This is a genomic window from Microbacterium oleivorans (genome assembly GCF_001691565.1).
Taxonomy (GTDB): domain Bacteria; phylum Actinomycetota; class Actinomycetes; order Actinomycetales; family Microbacteriaceae; genus Microbacterium; species Microbacterium oleivorans_B.
In genome coordinates, this window is the sequence record NZ_MAYO01000002.1 from 96,888 (window position 1) to 110,976 (window position 14,089).

The 14,089-nt window shown below is 70.8% G+C and carries 13 protein-coding genes and 1 riboswitch; of the genes, 4 read left to right on the forward strand and 9 right to left on the reverse strand.

Going from position 1 to position 14,089, the window contains the following annotated elements; all coding sequences use genetic code 11:
* Window positions 1-104: 104 nt before the first annotated feature.
* Together nagA and BBA86_RS00740 are read right to left on the reverse strand one after the other, a co-directional pair.
* Entirely contained in the window at window positions 105-1,253 is a 1,149-nt protein-coding gene (gene nagA / locus BBA86_RS00735) for an N-acetylglucosamine-6-phosphate deacetylase (protein WP_065569793.1), read from the reverse strand.
* Window positions 1,241-2,719: a family 20 glycosylhydrolase gene (locus BBA86_RS00740; RefSeq protein ID WP_065569794.1), complete on the reverse strand. Its 1,479-nt coding sequence runs from the start codon at window positions 2,717-2,719 to the stop codon at window positions 1,241-1,243. Before BBA86_RS00740 ends, nagA begins: the two co-directional genes overlap by 13 nt.
* 67 nt (window positions 2,720-2,786) lie before the next feature.
* Window positions 2,787-2,870: riboswitch (ZMP/ZTP riboswitch) on the forward strand.
* Window positions 2,871-2,908: 38 nt separating this feature from the next.
* On the opposite strand from BBA86_RS00740, the gene glyA reads away from it, so the two are divergent.
* Together glyA and BBA86_RS00750 are read left to right on the forward strand one after the other, a co-directional pair.
* Window positions 2,909-4,183 (forward strand): serine hydroxymethyltransferase, encoded by a 1,275-nt coding sequence (glyA, locus tag BBA86_RS00745; RefSeq protein ID WP_065569795.1) that lies wholly within the window; start codon window positions 2,909-2,911, stop codon window positions 4,181-4,183.
* Window positions 4,184-4,307: 124 nt separating this feature from the next.
* Window positions 4,308-5,198 (forward strand): bifunctional methylenetetrahydrofolate dehydrogenase/methenyltetrahydrofolate cyclohydrolase, encoded by an 891-nt coding sequence (locus tag BBA86_RS00750; RefSeq protein ID WP_065569796.1) that lies wholly within the window; start codon window positions 4,308-4,310, stop codon window positions 5,196-5,198.
* A gap of 127 nt (window positions 5,199-5,325) precedes the next feature.
* On the opposite strand, the gene BBA86_RS00755 is transcribed toward BBA86_RS00750, so the two are convergent.
* Genes BBA86_RS00755 through BBA86_RS00765 form a run of 3 tightly spaced genes read right to left on the reverse strand, consistent with a single transcriptional unit; the run spans window position 5,326 to window position 7,811 of the window.
* Window positions 5,326-6,060 carry an amino acid ABC transporter ATP-binding protein gene (locus BBA86_RS00755; RefSeq protein ID WP_065569797.1) on the reverse strand — a complete coding sequence of 245 codons (735 nt, stop codon included), beginning with the start codon at window positions 6,058-6,060 and terminating at the stop codon, window positions 5,326-5,328.
* A complete protein-coding gene (locus BBA86_RS00760) occupies window positions 6,057-6,902 on the reverse strand; it encodes an amino acid ABC transporter permease (protein ID WP_065569798.1) in 846 nt (281 codons plus the stop codon). Before BBA86_RS00760 ends, BBA86_RS00755 begins: the two co-directional genes overlap by 4 nt.
* 48 nt (window positions 6,903-6,950) lie before the next feature.
* On the reverse strand, window positions 6,951-7,811 hold the full coding sequence (locus BBA86_RS00765) for an ABC transporter substrate-binding protein (RefSeq protein ID WP_065569799.1): 861 nt from the start codon (window positions 7,809-7,811) through the stop codon (window positions 6,951-6,953).
* 164 nt (window positions 7,812-7,975) lie between these two features.
* Here BBA86_RS00765 and BBA86_RS00770 point away from each other — a divergent pair, with 164 nt between their 5' ends.
* Entirely contained in the window at window positions 7,976-8,779 is an 804-nt protein-coding gene (locus BBA86_RS00770; protein WP_065569800.1) for an NAD(P)H-binding protein, read from the forward strand.
* 52 nt (window positions 8,780-8,831) lie between these two features.
* Window positions 8,832-9,800, forward strand: coding sequence for a squalene cyclase (locus tag BBA86_RS00775; protein ID WP_065569801.1), 969 nt, complete (start codon window positions 8,832-8,834; stop codon window positions 9,798-9,800).
* A gap of 15 nt (window positions 9,801-9,815) precedes the next feature.
* Here the strand turns inward: BBA86_RS00775 and BBA86_RS00780 are convergent, their stop codons facing one another.
* From BBA86_RS00780 to hpaE, 4 genes are read right to left on the reverse strand one after another with little or no spacing between them, the layout of a single operon-like run.
* A complete protein-coding gene (locus tag BBA86_RS00780) occupies window positions 9,816-10,598 on the reverse strand; it encodes an HpcH/HpaI aldolase family protein (protein ID WP_065569802.1) in 783 nt (260 codons plus the stop codon).
* Window positions 10,583-11,368: a 2-keto-4-pentenoate hydratase gene (locus tag BBA86_RS00785; protein ID WP_065569803.1), complete on the reverse strand. Its 786-nt coding sequence runs from the start codon at window positions 11,366-11,368 to the stop codon at window positions 10,583-10,585. The genes BBA86_RS00780 and BBA86_RS00785 overlap by 16 nt, the downstream gene beginning before the upstream one ends.
* On the reverse strand, window positions 11,368-12,531 hold the full coding sequence (gene hpaD, locus BBA86_RS00790) for a 3,4-dihydroxyphenylacetate 2,3-dioxygenase (protein ID WP_065569804.1): 1,164 nt from the start codon (window positions 12,529-12,531) through the stop codon (window positions 11,368-11,370). The genes BBA86_RS00785 and hpaD overlap by 1 nt, the downstream gene beginning before the upstream one ends.
* A 29-nt stretch (window positions 12,532-12,560) precedes the next feature.
* Window positions 12,561-14,072, reverse strand: a complete 1,512-nt coding sequence (gene hpaE / locus BBA86_RS00795) for a 5-carboxymethyl-2-hydroxymuconate semialdehyde dehydrogenase (RefSeq protein WP_065569805.1) — start codon at window positions 14,070-14,072, stop codon at window positions 12,561-12,563.
* Between the last annotated feature and the right edge of the window lie 17 nt (window positions 14,073-14,089).

A 14,089-nucleotide genomic window follows, 5' to 3' on the forward strand; every position in this document is an offset into this window, starting at 1 on the left:
CTGGGCGTGCGGGGGCGGATCCCCGGGCATCAGCTCAGCAGCCGCACTGATCGGGACTGAATACCGAACGCGGCGTCTGACCGGCGGTCGGAGGGAGCCGCGGCTCAGACCGTGCCGGTGAAGACCCGCCGCACGTGCAGGTCGGCGCTCAGCAGCACCGCGTCGGCGACGGCGCCGACGGCGAGCGAGCCGAGGTCGCGCCGGCCGATCGCTCGAGCCGGGGTGCGGGTGAGTGCCGTGACGGCGTCGGGCAGCGTGACGCCCGCGGCGACGGCGGTGCGAAGCGCGGCATCCTGCGTCAGGGTGGACCCGGCGATCGTGCCGTCGGGCAGGCGAGCGACGCCGGCCTCGACCGTCACCTCGAGCGACCCGAGCAGGTAGGTCCCGTCCGCGGCGCCGGCGGCGGCCATCGCATCGGTCACGAGCGCGACGCGGCCGGGGGCGGCGGCGAACAGCATCCGGATGACATCGGGGTGCAGGTGCACGCCGTCGGCGATGACCTCCAGGGTCGCCCGCGGGTCGCCGGTCGCGGCGCCGACCGGTCCCGGGGCGCGGTGGTGGAGTCCCGGCATCGCGTTGAAGGCGTGCGTGAGCAGGGTGGCTCCCGCGTCGAATGCACGGCGCGTGGCCTCGGCATCGGCATCGGTGTGGCCGACCGCGACGACGACGCCGGCCGCCGTGAACTGCGCGATAGCCGCTTGCCCGCCGGGCAGTTCGGGCGCGAGTGTCACCTGCACGAGCGATCCGCGCGCCGCCTCGATGAGCGCGGCGACGGCCTCGGGCGTGGGCGCGATGAGCAGGGCGGGATCGTGGGCGCCGTGGTGCCCCGGATCGAGGAAGGGACCCTCCAGGTGCGCGCCGAGGACCGAGGCATCCGTCTCGGCGAGGTCGGCGATCGCACCCAGGCGCGCCGCGAGGTCGTCGGGCGAGCCCGCGACGAGCGAGATGACGGCCCGCGTCGTCCCGTGCGCGAGGTGCATCGCGCGAGCCACCTGGATCGCCTCTGCACCCTCCTCGTGCGCCCGTCCACCGCCGCCGTGCCCGTGCAGGTCGACGAAGCCTGGGGTGAGGAGCGCCCCCTCCCCGGCGACGTCGCGGGCATCGACGGCCTCATCCGCGCCGAGCGCGCGCCACGCGTCGCCGGTGCCCGATGCCGCGACCCGACCGGCTTCGACGCGGATCCAGGCGTCGGGGGTCTCTGCGCCGGCGTCGATCAACCGGGCGGAGTGGATGATGCGGGTCACGTCGTCCACGGGACCTCCGCGAGCGCGGGGAAGCGGATCCCGAGCGAGGTCCAGAGCGGCCCGAGCCCGCCGACCCGCGCGCGGAACGAGTCCCACGTCCGTTCGGGACCGGTGGCCGAAGACCAGGCGATCTCGGACGCGGCGGCGATGCGGGGGAAGGCGAGCGCGTCGATGTCGGCCAGGCTCGCGACGGTCTCCGTCCACAGGGGCGCCTCGACGCCGAGGATCGCGTCCTCGGGGAGACCGTCGACGACGGCGGTCGGCTCCCACGAGTACGCGCGCTCGAGGCTCGTCGCACCGTTCGCCCAGGTGAGTCCGAGCGGTGCGTCCTCGGTCGGCTTCATGTCCAGGTAGATCGCGTCGGCGGGCGAGAGGATGACCCGACCGCCGCGCTCGGCGAAGGCGCGGGCGTGCCGGGGCGCGGCATCCGTCGGCGCCGCGAAGCCCCAGTACTGGCCGATCGTGCCGGGAGCGAGGCCCACGACGGCGCCGGCCTCGTGCCAGGCGATCGGCGTTTTTCCGAGCTCGGCGATGACGGCGCTCGCGCGCCTGACGAAGTGCGCGAAGTCCTCGGGCGTCGTCCCGTGGGACTCGTCTCCGCCGAAGTGCAGCCAGGGGCCCGGGGTGAGCTCGGCGAGTTCCCCGAAGACGTCGCGCACGAAGGCGTACGTCGCCTCGTCGTGCACACGGAGCGACGAGAAGCCGACCGCGGTGCCGGTGTACGGCTCGCCCTCGATCGGGATCGCGCCCTCGGTGATCACGTCCGTCACCGGAGTCTCGGCGATCTCGGGGTAGGCGAGCGACACGGCGTGCGTGTGGCCCGGCATGTCGAACTCCGGCACGACGGTCATGTGACGGGATGCCGCGTACTCCGCGACCGCGCGGTAGTCGTCCTGCGTGTAGAAGCCGCCCGCAGCCCCGTCGACGGCGGTCGCCGACGCCCTCTCGGTGAGCTCGGGACGCGACCGCAGCTCGAGTCGCCAGCCCTGGTCGTCCGAGAGGTGCAGGTGCAGGACGTTGAACTTCAGCGATGCCGCCCGGTCGATGTACTCCCGCACCGTGTCGACTCCGTGGAAGTGGCGCGCGACGTCGAGCATGACACCGCGATAGGCGAACCGCGGGGCGTCCGCGATGCGGACGGCCGGCACCACCCAGCGCTCGCCGTCACGACGGACGAGCTGCCCGAGCGTCTGCACGCCGTAGTGCAGGCCCGCGGCATCCGCTCCCGTGAGCCGGATGCCGGTGGCCGCCGCTTCGAGGACGTACGACTCCGCGGGGCCGCCGTCCTGCACGGCGAGCACGATGCCGTCGCCGTCCGGCAGGTCGAGACCCGTGCGCGCGGTGATGAGCGAGCGGAGGGCGGTCGCGGCATCCGCTTCACCCGTCAGGCCGGCCCCGGACAGATCGAACGCGGGCCCGTTCCGGACGTCGACGTCCGCGGGGAAGGGCACGAGGGGGAGGGGCACCGGAGCCACCGCCGTTCTGTAAGGTGTCCTAACAAAACCGATCGGGCCAGCCTATCAGCGGCCCCATCCGTTATGCTCGCAGTGTCGCGACTGGCGTTGAGGTGGGCTACCACCGGGGAGCGATTGACACGGCATTCGACCGCGCGCCTGGGCCGATGCGAGATTCCTCATCCCGAAAGCCGTCGTCAGGAGATCGTCATGACCGATTCGCTGTTCAACGCCCCCCTCTCCGAGGTCGATCCCGAGATCGCCGATGTGCTCGAGCGGGAGCTCGACCGTCAGCGCGGGTTCCTCGAGATGATCGCCTCTGAGAACTTCGTTCCCGTGTCGGTGCTGCAGTCGCAGGGCTCCGTCCTCACCAACAAGTACGCCGAGGGCTACCCCGGCCGCCGCTACTACGGCGGCTGCGAGGTCGTCGACGTCGCCGAGGAGCTCGCGATCGAGCGCGCGAAGGCGCTGTTCGGCGCCGGGTTCGCCAACGTCCAGCCCCACTCGGGTGCGTCGGCCAACGCCGCGGTCCTGCACGCGATCGCCCGTCCCGGCGACACGCTGCTCGGCCTCTCGCTCGATCACGGCGGTCACCTCACGCACGGCATGAAGATCAACTTCTCGGGCCGTCTGTACGACATCGTCGCGTACGGCGTCGACGCCGAGACCTCGCTCGTCGACATGGACGAGGTCCGCCGTCTCGCGATCGAGCACAAGCCGAAGGTCATCATCGCCGGCTGGTCCGCCTATCCCCGACAGCTCGACTTCGCCGCCTTCCGCGCCATCGCCGACGAGGTCGGCGCGCTCCTCTGGGTCGACATGGCGCACTTCGCCGGTCTCGTCGCCGCGGGGCTGCACCCCTCTCCCATCCCGCACGCGCACGTCGTCTCGACCACCGTGCACAAGACGATCGGCGGCCCCCGCTCGGGCCTCATCCTCACCAACGACGCCGACATCGCCAAGAAGATCAACACCGCGGTCTTCCCGGGCCAGCAGGGCGGCCCGCTCATGCACGTGATCGCGGCGAAGGCGACCGCGTTCAAGCTCGCGATGACTCCGGAGTTCAAGGAACGCCAGGAGCGCACGGTCCGCGGAGCGGCGATCCTCGCCGACCGCCTCACCCAGGACGACGTCAAGGCAGCCGGCGTCGCGGTCCGCTCGGGCGGCACCGACGTGCACCTCGTGCTCGTGGACCTCCGCGATGCGGCGATCGACGGCAAGCAGGCCGAAGACCTGCTGCACGACATCCGGATCACGGTCAACCGCAACGCCGTCCCGAACGACCCGCGCCCGCCGATGGTCACCTCGGGCCTGCGCATCGGCACCCCGGCGCTCGCGACCCGCGGTTTCGGCGACGCCGAGTTCACCGAGGTCGCCGACGTCATCGCGCTCGCGCTGCTGCCGGGCGCCGACCACGAGGCGCTCCGCGCGCGCGTCGCGAAGCTCGCCGACGCGTTCCCGCTCTACCCCGGCCTGCACCAGTGACCGCCGGCATCCGGCCCCTCCTCCGACCGCGAGACTGCACGCACGCCTCGAGACAGCGGTTCTTGACCGCAGTCTCGAGCTCCCCGCGCAGTCTCGCGGGCGAGGGGCGACGACAGGAGGCATCATGACCGCGGCGGTCCTCGACGGCAAGGCGGCCTCGGCCGCGATCAAGACCGAGCTCGCCGAGCGCGTCGCCGTGCTGAAGGAGCACGGCGTGACGCCCGGGATCGCCACCGTCCTCGTGGGGGCAGACCCGGCATCCCAGCTCTACGTCGGCATGAAGCACCGGCAGTCCGAGGCCATCGGGATGAACTCGATCCAGCGCGAGCTCCCGGCCGACGCGACGCAGGAGCAGGTCGAAGCGCTGATCGACGAGCTCAACGCCGACCCGACGTGCCACGGGTACATCGTGCAGCTGCCGCTGCCGAAGCACCTCGACACCGACCGCATCCTCGAACGGATCGATCCCGAGAAGGATGCCGACGGCCTCCACCCGACGAACCTCGGTCGCCTGGTGCTGAACGTCAACACCCCGATCACCTCGCCGCTGCCCTGCACGCCGCGCGGGGTCATCGAGCTGCTGGTGCGCAACGGCTACGACCTGGCGGGCAAGCACGTCGTCGTCGTCGGCCGCGGCGTCACCATCGGCCGCTCGATCGGCCTGCTGCTCACTCGCCGCGAGTACAACGCGACCGTCACGCTCACCCACACCGGCACGACCGACCTCGGCGCGCACCTGCGCGAGGCCGACGTCATCGTCGCCGCGGCGGGTGTCAAGCACATCGTGACCGCCGAGCACGTGAAGCCGGGCGCTGCGGTGCTCGACGTCGGCGTGACCCGGGAGGACGACCCCGAGACCGGCAAGAGCCGCGTCTACGGCGACGTGCACCCGGACGTCTCAGGCGTCGCCGGTTGGGTGTCGCCCAACCCCGGCGGCGTCGGACCGATGACCGTCGCCCTGCTCATGACCAACGTGGTCGAGGTCGCCGAGCGCGCTGCGGGCCTGCGGGTCTGAGGCCTACAGCGACCGCGACCGTTCGCGGATGCAACAGATCGGTCGTGACACGCCGGTGAGATGCCGAGGGATGCCGGGTGTCGCCCGGCATCCCTTGCATCCGTCGACGCCCCGGGCGCCGCGCGCGTCAGGCGGTGACGCGCGCGAGGAACGCCCGGGTCCGGGGCTCCTGCGGATGACGAAGCACCGACGCGGACGGACCCTGCTCGACGATGGTGCCGGCGTCGAGGAACACGACGCGGTCGGCGACGTCGCGCGCGAAGGCCATCTCGTGCGTCGCCATGAGGATCGTCGCGCCCTCCGATGCCAGGTCGCGGACGAGCTCGAGGACCTCGCCGACGAGCTCCGGGTCGAGCGCCGAAGTGATCTCGTCGAGCAGCAGGACCTCGGGGTCGGTCGCGATCGCGCGGGCGATCGCGACGCGCTGCTGCTGACCGCCCGACAACCGGTCGGGGTGATCCTTCGCCTTGTCGGCGAGTCCTACTCGGGCCAGCAAATCGATCGCGCGTGCTTCGGCGTCGCGGCGCGGCATCCGGTGCACCACGCGAGAGGCGAGCGTGACGTTGTCGATGACCGAGAGGTGGGGGAACAGGTTGAAGCTCTGGAACACCGCACCCAGGCGTGCTCGCACGCGGTTGCCGTCGACGCGCGGGTCGGAGATGTCCTCGTCCCCGAGGAAGATCTGCCCGTCGTCGATGGGTTCGAGAAGCCCGAGGCACCGCAGCAGCGTCGACTTGCCAGACCCGCTCGCACCGATGAGCGCGACGACCTCGTGCGCGCCGAGCGCCACGTCGACGCCCTTCAGGACCTCGCGGTCTCCGAATGACTTGTGGATGCCGGTGGCCCGCAAGATGTCGCTCACAGCACCGATCCTGACTGCTCGCGCTCGCGAAGCCGCGCCGTGTACCAGTCCGTCAGACGGATGGTGGGGATCGCGAGCAGGATGAAGAGGATGCCGGCCACGACGTACGGCGTGAAGTTGTACGTCGTCGCCACGACGCCCTTCGCTCGCGCGAGCGCGTCGAGGCTCGCGATGATCGAGATGAGCCCGACATCCTTCTGCATCGAGACGACGTCGTTCATGAGCGCCGGCGTCATCTTGCGGAGGGCTTGCGGCAGGACGACGCGGCGGAGCGTCTGCACGTGGTTCAGGCCGAGCGCGCGGGCGGCGAGGCGCTGGGACGGGTGCACCGAGTCGATGCCGGCGCGGATCACCTCGGCGACATAGGCCGAGTAGGTGAGGGTCACGGCCAGGACGCCGAGGAAAAGCTCGTCGATCCGCTCGCCGACGATCGTCGGCAGTCCGAACCCGACGAGATACAAGACGATGATGAACGGCAGCCCGCGGAAGAGGTCGGTGTACCCGGCCACCAGCATCCGGACCGGGAAGAAGACCGGGCCGCGGAGGGTGCGCAGCAGGGCGAGGACCAGGGCGACGCCGCCGACCGTGAAGATCGAGATGCCGAGCACCGTCAGGTTGAGGAGGAAGCCCTCCCACACCTTCGGCAGCGCCTCCACGGCGACGCCGGGGTCGAAGAACGCCTGCTGGACCTTCGCCCAGCCCTCCGTGTTGATGACGGTCGCCCAGACGATCACCGCGAAGGCGGCCGTCGAGAGGATCGCGATCAGCGCGGACCGTCGCTCGCGCCCACGCCGATAGGCGCGACGGTCGAGCTCGAGCGCGCTCGGGATGCGGGTACTCACGGATCGACGCTAGCGCGTCCTCACGGGCGCTTCGTCACTGGTGCTTCGTCACTGGAGCTTCGTCACGCCCTCGGTGAGTCCCGAGAGCCATTCCTTCTCGAGTTTCGCGAGAGTGCCGTCCTTGCGGAGGGCGTCGACGGCGGCGCTGACCGCGGGGGTCAACCGCGAGTCCTTGGCGAGGAGCAGGCCCCACTGGTCCTCGACGCCCACCTTCGGGAGTTCGCCGACGATGAAGGAGTCGGTGATGTAATCGGTGACCGCGACGTAGGCGGTCGGGGTGTCGAGGACGACGGCATCCACCTGTCCGGCGCTGAGGGCCGCGGTGGCGTCCTCGTTCGAGTTGTAGAGCTTCGGGGTGAGGTCGAGGTCGAGAGCGTCGAGCGTGAGGGCGCTCGTGGAGTTCGCCATGGCGCCGATGGTGATGTCCTGGAGACCGGCGAGATCCTTCACGCCTTCGGCCTTGCCGCCCTTGAGAGCGATGATCGACTGGCTCGCGGAATAGTAGGGCGACGAGAAGTCGACGCCCTTCTTGCGGTCGTCGGTGATCGTGTACTGCTGGATGTTGACGTCGAAGCTCTTCGGGCCGGGTGCGATCGCGGCCTCGAAGCTCGTGCGGACCCATTCGACGTCGTCTTTCGCGAAGCCGAGCTCCTCGGCGACGGCGTAGGCGACGGCGGACTCGAAGCCCTTGCCCGACTCCGGCTCGTCGTCGTACACGTAGGGCTCGTAGGCGGTCTCGCCGGTGGCGATCGTGAACTTCCCGGGGGTGACGTAGTCGTCGGCCGACGGCGTCGCGCCCGCAGACGAGTCGGAGCCCGGTGCCGCGTTCGAGGCGCAGCCGCCGAGGAGGAGCGCGAGAGTTGCGGCGGAGGCGACGAGCGCGGTGCGCAGGGCGGGACGACGGGACATGAGGGCCTCCGGGGTGCCGAGGGTGCTCGGATGAGGGGGTCGGGTGGGCACCGCGCGTTTCGCGGAGAGCCGGAGATCATTCTCGCGCGCAGACGGATGCCGCGGGTCCCGCCGGGTCGCTTTGTTACACGCCCGTCATCCCGAGCGGTTGAGAGGATGGGGGCATGATCCCCGCGCGCACGCTCCTGGTCGGTTCCGGACGCATCGGATCGCGCGTGGCGGACGAGCTGCACCGCGCGGGCGGCGAGGTCGTGACGCTCCGGCGCTCGGCGGCAACCGAGTCGGAGGGCTGGCGGCACATCGCCGCGGATCTGTCTCGGCCGCTCGAGGATGCGCTACCCGCGGTCGACGCGGTGGTCGTGACGCTGCCGCCGGGGGAGGAGCAGGACTTCCTCGCCTCTGCGGTGGGTCGCATCGCCGAGGCGCTGCCGGCGACGCCGAGTCGGACGGTGTGGGTGTCGTCGACGCGGGTGTTCGAGGGGTACGGCGACGAGCGTCCGCTCGACGAGGACGATGAGCCGCGGCCCCGCAGCGCGCGCGCGCAGCAGCTCGTCGACGGGGAGGAGCGCGCCGCCGAACTGCTGGGGGCGACCATCCTGCGGCCGGCGGGGATCTACGGCCCGGGCCGCGACCGGCTCATCCGGCAGGTGCTGGCGGGGGCGCCCGTCGACCACGATCGCCGGACCAATCGCATCCACGAGACGGACGTCGTCCGCACGATCCTGACCATGCTGCGCGCGGAGGAGGTGCCCGCCGTGCTGCACGCCGTCGACCGGCGTCCCGCGACGCTCGGGGAGGTGGTCACATTCCTCGCCGACCGCCTCGGCGTCCCGGTGCCGCCGCGCGGCGAGCCCGCCGAGCGACGCGGGACCGTCCTCGACGGAACGCGCCTCGGCGAGGTGCTCGAAGACCTCGCGTACCCGACCTTCGAGGACGGCTACGGCGAGATGCTCGCGCAGCGCACCTGAGCTCTGCGTCACCGCCCTGGCGCATGTCGGCGGCCGGCGGGAGGATGCGGACATGACGCGCACGCAGGAGATCCTCGACTGGCTGCTGGACTCGGACCCGTCGCTTCGGTGGCAGGTGGAGCGAGATCTGCTCGGAGTGCCGCCCTCCCGGTGGGAAGCCACCCGAGCACGTGTGGCCACCGAGGGGAACGGGGCGGCGCTCCTCGCGCAACAGGGGGAGGACGGGCAGTGGGAGGGCGGGGCGTACTTCCCCGCGGGGTTCTTCGGCAGTCCGGAGTCCGAGATGCCCGGGCAGCCGTGGACGGCCACCACCTGGACGCTCAAGGATCTGCGCGAGTGGGGAGTCCCGGCATCCGTCCTCGGGGACACCGCGGCGAAGCTCGACCGCAACAGTCGGTGGGAATACGACGACCTGCCGTACTGGGGTGGGGAGGTCGACGTCTGCATCAACGCGTTCACGCTCGGGACGGGTGCCTGGCTCGGGGCGGACGTCTCCGCGCTCGCCGCATGGTTCCCCGAGCACCAGCTCGCCGACGGCGGGTGGAACTGCGAGGCGGAGGAGGGCGACTCTGTGCGCGGCTCGTTCCACTCGACACTGAATGCCGTCCGAGGAATGCTCGCCCACGAGCAGTTCACCGGCGACACGTCGCTGCGGGCCAGCAGGAACCGCGGCGAGGAGTACCTCCTCGAGCGGCGACTGGCGTTCCGGTTATCGACGGGCGAGCTCGTCGGCGCCTTCGTCACGGATTTCGTGTATCCCAACCGGCACCGCTACAGCGCGCTCGCGGCGCTCGACCACTTCCGCGAGGCGTCGCTGCACGAGGGTTCCGCTCCCGACCCGCGATTGGCGGATGCCATCGAGATGGTGCTCGCGGCGCGGCATCCCGACGGCACCTGGCACCTGGGCCGGACGCTCGAAGGGCGACGCTGGTTCGACATCGATGCTCCCGAGGGTCAACCGTCGCGGTGGCTCACGTTCCTCGCGCTGCGCGTCCTGCAGTGGTGGGATGCCGCCCGCTGACGAACGCGCGGACGTTCAGCCGCCGGCGCGACCCCACCGGGTCGCGAGCGCCTCGGACCCCCGCGCGAGCAGGGTGACGTCGGCGCCGACCAGAACGAACGACGCGCCCTCGTCGAGGTAGCGCTGCGCGGCATCCGGGTCGAATGCGTTGACGCCTACGGGCTTTCCCGCTGCACAAACGGCGCTGAACGCATCGAGGACGGCGGCGACGACGTCCGGATGCGTCTGAGCGCCGAGTAGCCCCATCGATGCCGCCAGGTCGCTCGGCCCGACGAAGACCCCGTCCACGCCGTCGACCGCGGCGATCTCGGCGGCGTTCCGGACGCCCTCGGCCGTCTCGACCTGGACGAACAGCGACACGTGCCGGTCGGCGTCGGCGAGGTAGTCCTCGACGCGGTTCCAGCGGGCGGAGCGCGCGAGCGCGGACCCTACGCCGCGCCGGCCGTGCGGGGGATACCGCACCGCGGCGACGAGCTCCGCCGCCTGCTCGGCCGTGTCGACCATCGGGACGAGGATGTTCTGCGCGCCGAGGTCGAGCACCTGCTTGATGGCCACGACGTCGCCGATCGGCACGCGCACCACCGCCGTCACGGGGGCGGCCGCGACCGCCTGCAGCTGCGCGAGCACCGACTCGAGTCCGTTCGGGGAGTGCTCCATGTCGATGAGCAGCCAGTCGAGCCCCGAGCCCGCGCAGATCTCGGCGACGAGCGGCGACCCGGAGCACACCCACATGCCCGTGAGGGGACGGTCGGCATCCGTCAGCGCCTCGCGGAACGTCGGGTTCAGATGAAACGGCATTCGATGACTCCCATCGGCCCATAGTCGCAGCGCACCTCGTCGCCCCGCGACACCCACATCGGGCGCGTGAACGAGCCCGCGAGGATGATCTCGCCCGCCTCGAGTCGCGCACCGTGCTGGTGGATCTTGTTCGCGAGCCAGGCGACGCCCGTCGCAGGGTGTCCGAGGACGCCCTGAGCGACGCCGGTCTCCTCGATCTCGCCGTTCCGCGACAGCACGCCCGGCACCCAGCGCAGGTCGATCTCATCGGGGCGGCGGTGCTCGGTGCCGAGGACCATCGCCCCGTACGCGGCGTTGTCGCTGATCGTGTCGACGATCGTTCGCCCCTCGAGTTCTATGTGCGAGTTCAGCACCTCGAGCGCGGGCACGGCGTAGTCGATCGCGGCGAGGGCGTCGTCGAGCGTGCAGTCGGGGCCTTCGAGGGGTCGCGCGAGGACGAACGCGAGCTCGACCTCGATCCGGACGTTCGAGAAGTGATCGACGGGGATGCCGTCGCCCGAACGGTAGACGGTGTCGTCGAACATGACGCCGTAGTCGGGCTCCGTGATCCCGGTCGCCTGCTGCATCGCCTTCGACGTGAGGCCGATCTTCCGGCCGACCAGGCATCGTCCCGAGGCAATCATGCGATCGCGCCATACGCCCTGGATCGCGTACGAGTCCTCGACTGTCGCCTGCGGGTAGCGCGCCGTGATCCTCGGGATGACGCCGTGCGTGCGGTCGGCCTCGGCGAGCTCGTCCGCGATGCGCGAGACGTCCTCGGCGGAGAGCATCAGAGCTGGTTCCCCAGCTTGTACTCGCCCTGCTTCCACGACGGCATCGCCTCGTCGTCACCCTCGCGCGTGTACGAGAAGCCGTCGGCGCCGATCGTCACGGCCATCTCGCTCCGGTGCTCACGGGTGCGGACCGGCTGCGGGTTGCCGTCGAGGTCGAGCACGAGCGAGGCCTCGGTGTACCAGGACGGCACGACCGGGTTGCCCCAGAAGTCCCGGCGCTGGTTGTCGTGCACGTCCCACGTGATGACCGGGTTGTCGGGGTCACCGGTGTAGTAGTCCTGCGTGTAGATCTCCACCCGGTGGCCGTCGGGGTCGCGCAGGTACAGGTAGAAGGCGTTCGAGACGCCGTGCCGGCCCGGTCCCCGCTCGATCGCGTCGGAGCGTCGCAGCGCGCCGAGCTTGTCGCAGATCGCGAGGATGTTGTGCTTCTCGTGCGTGGCGAAGGCGACGTGGTGCATGCGAGGCCCGTCGCCGCCCGTCGCGGCGGTGTCGTGCACGGTGGGCTTCCGCCGCATCCACGCCGCGTACACCGTGCCGTCCTCGTCCTGGATGTCCTCGGTCACCCGGAACCCCAGGTCCTGGTAGTGACGGACGGCGCGCGGCACGTCGGGCGTCACCTGGTTGAAGTGGTCGAGGCGGACGAGCTCGCCCGGGATCTGCAGGTCGTAGCGCCACGACAGCCGCTCGACGTGCTCGCTCTGGTGGAAGAACTCGTACGGGAACCCGAGGGGGTCCTCGACGCGCACCGAGTCGCCGATGCCCTTCGTGAACCCCTCGGGGCGGCGCTCGACGCGGCATCCGATCTCGCTGTAGAAGGCGACCGCCCGGTCGAGGTCCTCGGGCGTGCGGACGCGGTACGAGAACGCGGCGACGGCGGCGACGGGCCCAGTCCGCAGCACGAGGTTGTGGTGGATGAACTCCTCCGTCGAACGGAGGTAGATCACGTCGTCGTCCTCCTCGGTGACGTGGAGCCCCAGGATGTCGACGTAGAACTGGCGGGATGCCGCGAGGTCGGTGACCACGAGGTCCATGTACGCGCAGCGCAGGATGTCGGGGGCGGGGGAGGTCGGCGTCCGCACCGGGTCGTCGGTGCGGATGGGGGCTTCTTGCGAGACGAAGAACCCGGAGGAGGTCTTGGTCATGCCGTCGCGGTGGCTCATGTCAGCGTCCTTGCTGGTCGTGGGCGGAGTCAGTTCTTGCCGAAGGTGGGGTTGTGGACCGCGCCGAGGGTGATGTGCACGGCCTGCTGGTCGGTGTAGAAGTCAATCGAGCGGTAACCGCCCTCGTGGCCGAGTCCGGAGGCTTTCACGCCGCCGAAGGGCGTACGCAGGTCGCGGACGTTGTTCGAGTTCAGCCACACCATGCCGGCCTCGACGGCCTGCGAGAAGGTGTGGGCGCGCTTGAGATCATTCGTCCACACGTAGGCGGCGAGACCGTATCTGGTGTCGTTGGCGAGAGCGAGTGCCTCGTCGTCGCTGTCGAACGGGGTGATCGCGACGACGGGGCCGAAGATCTCCTCCTGGAAGATCCGCGCCGTCGGGGGCACATCGGCGAACACCGTCGGGGCGACGAAGTTGCCCTCGGCGAAGCCGTCGGGGCGACCGCCGCCGGCGACGAGTCGGCCCTCGGTCTTGCCGAGCTCGACGTAGGACATCACCTTGTCGTAGTGCTCCGGGTGCACGAGGGCGCCGACCTCGGTCGCGGGGTCGTGCGGGAAGCCGACCTTCACGCGCTGCGCCTGCGCCGCGTAGCGCTCGACGAACTCGTCGTAGACCTCGCGCTGCACGAGGATGCGGCTGCCCGCCGTGCAGCGCTCGCCGTTGAGGGAGAACACGCCGAAGATCGTTGCGTCGATCGCGGCGTCGAGGTCGGCATCGGCGAAGACGACGGCGGGGCTCTTGCCGCCGAGCTCCATCGACAGGCCCTTCAGCCAGGGAGCTGCGTTGGCGAAGATCAGCTGGCCCGTCGAGCTCTCGCCGGTGAAGGAGATGAGCGGCACGTCGGGGTGCTTCACCAGCGCGTCGCCGGCGTCCTCACCGAGGCCGTTGACGAGGTTGAAGACGCCCTGCGGCAGTCCCGCCTCTTCGAAGATGCCGGCCCAGAGGGATGCCGACAGAGGAGTGAACTCGGCGGGCTTCAGGACGACCGTGTTGCCCGTCGCGAGCGCGGGGCCGAGCTTCCAGGACTCGAGCATGAACGGCGTGTTCCACGGCGTGATGAGCCCCGCGACGCCGATCGGCTTGCGGTTGACGTAGTTGATCTGACGTCCCGGAACCTTGAACGTGTCGTCGGACTGGGCGACGATCAGGTCGGCGAAGAAGCGGAAGTTCTCGGCGGCGCGACGTGCCTGCCCGAGCGCCTGCGTGATCGGCAGACCGGAGTCGAAGGACTCGAGCTCGGCGAGACGGGCATCGCGGGACTCGACGATGTCGGCGATGCGGTGCAGCACGCGCGAGCGCTCCCGCGGCAGCATCCGCGGCCACGGGCCGTCGGTGAACGCGCGACGCGCGGCGGCGACGGCGGCATCCACATCGGCCTTCTTGCCGGCCGTGGCCTGCAGGTAAACCCGGTTCGTCACGGGGTCGAGGACGTCGAAGGTGTCGCCGTCCACGGAGTCGACGAAGGCGCCGTCGATGTAGTGCTGGATGCGGGTGGGCAGGTCGGCGGGCGTGTGCGGCGCCGCCAGCGTGGGATCCGTCATGTCGTGCGTCCTTGCTC

Bases quoted from the DNA above. Each gene is read 5' to 3' on its own strand.
- BBA86_RS00750 (WP_065569796.1), top strand. From the start codon at position 4,308: ATGACCGCGGCGGTCCTCGACGGCAAGGCGGCCTCGGCCGCGATCAAG.
- hpaD (WP_065569804.1), bottom strand. From the start codon at position 12,531: ATGAGCCACCGCGACGGCATGACCAAGACCTCCTCCGGGTTCTTCGTC.
- BBA86_RS00775 (WP_065569801.1), top strand. From the start codon at position 8,832: ATGACGCGCACGCAGGAGATCCTCGACTGGCTGCTGGACTCGGACCCG.
- BBA86_RS00765 (WP_065569799.1), bottom strand. From the start codon at position 7,811: ATGTCCCGTCGTCCCGCCCTGCGCACCGCGCTCGTCGCCTCCGCCGCA.
- BBA86_RS00770 (WP_065569800.1), top strand. From the start codon at position 7,976: ATGATCCCCGCGCGCACGCTCCTGGTCGGTTCCGGACGCATCGGATCG.
- hpaE (WP_065569805.1), bottom strand. From the start codon at position 14,072: ATGACGGATCCCACGCTGGCGGCGCCGCACACGCCCGCCGACCTGCCC.
- glyA (WP_065569795.1), top strand. From the start codon at position 2,909: ATGACCGATTCGCTGTTCAACGCCCCCCTCTCCGAGGTCGATCCCGAG.
- BBA86_RS00780 (WP_065569802.1), bottom strand. From the start codon at position 10,598: ATGCCGTTTCATCTGAACCCGACGTTCCGCGAGGCGCTGACGGATGCC.
- BBA86_RS00785 (WP_065569803.1), bottom strand. From the start codon at position 11,368: ATGCTCTCCGCCGAGGACGTCTCGCGCATCGCGGACGAGCTCGCCGAG.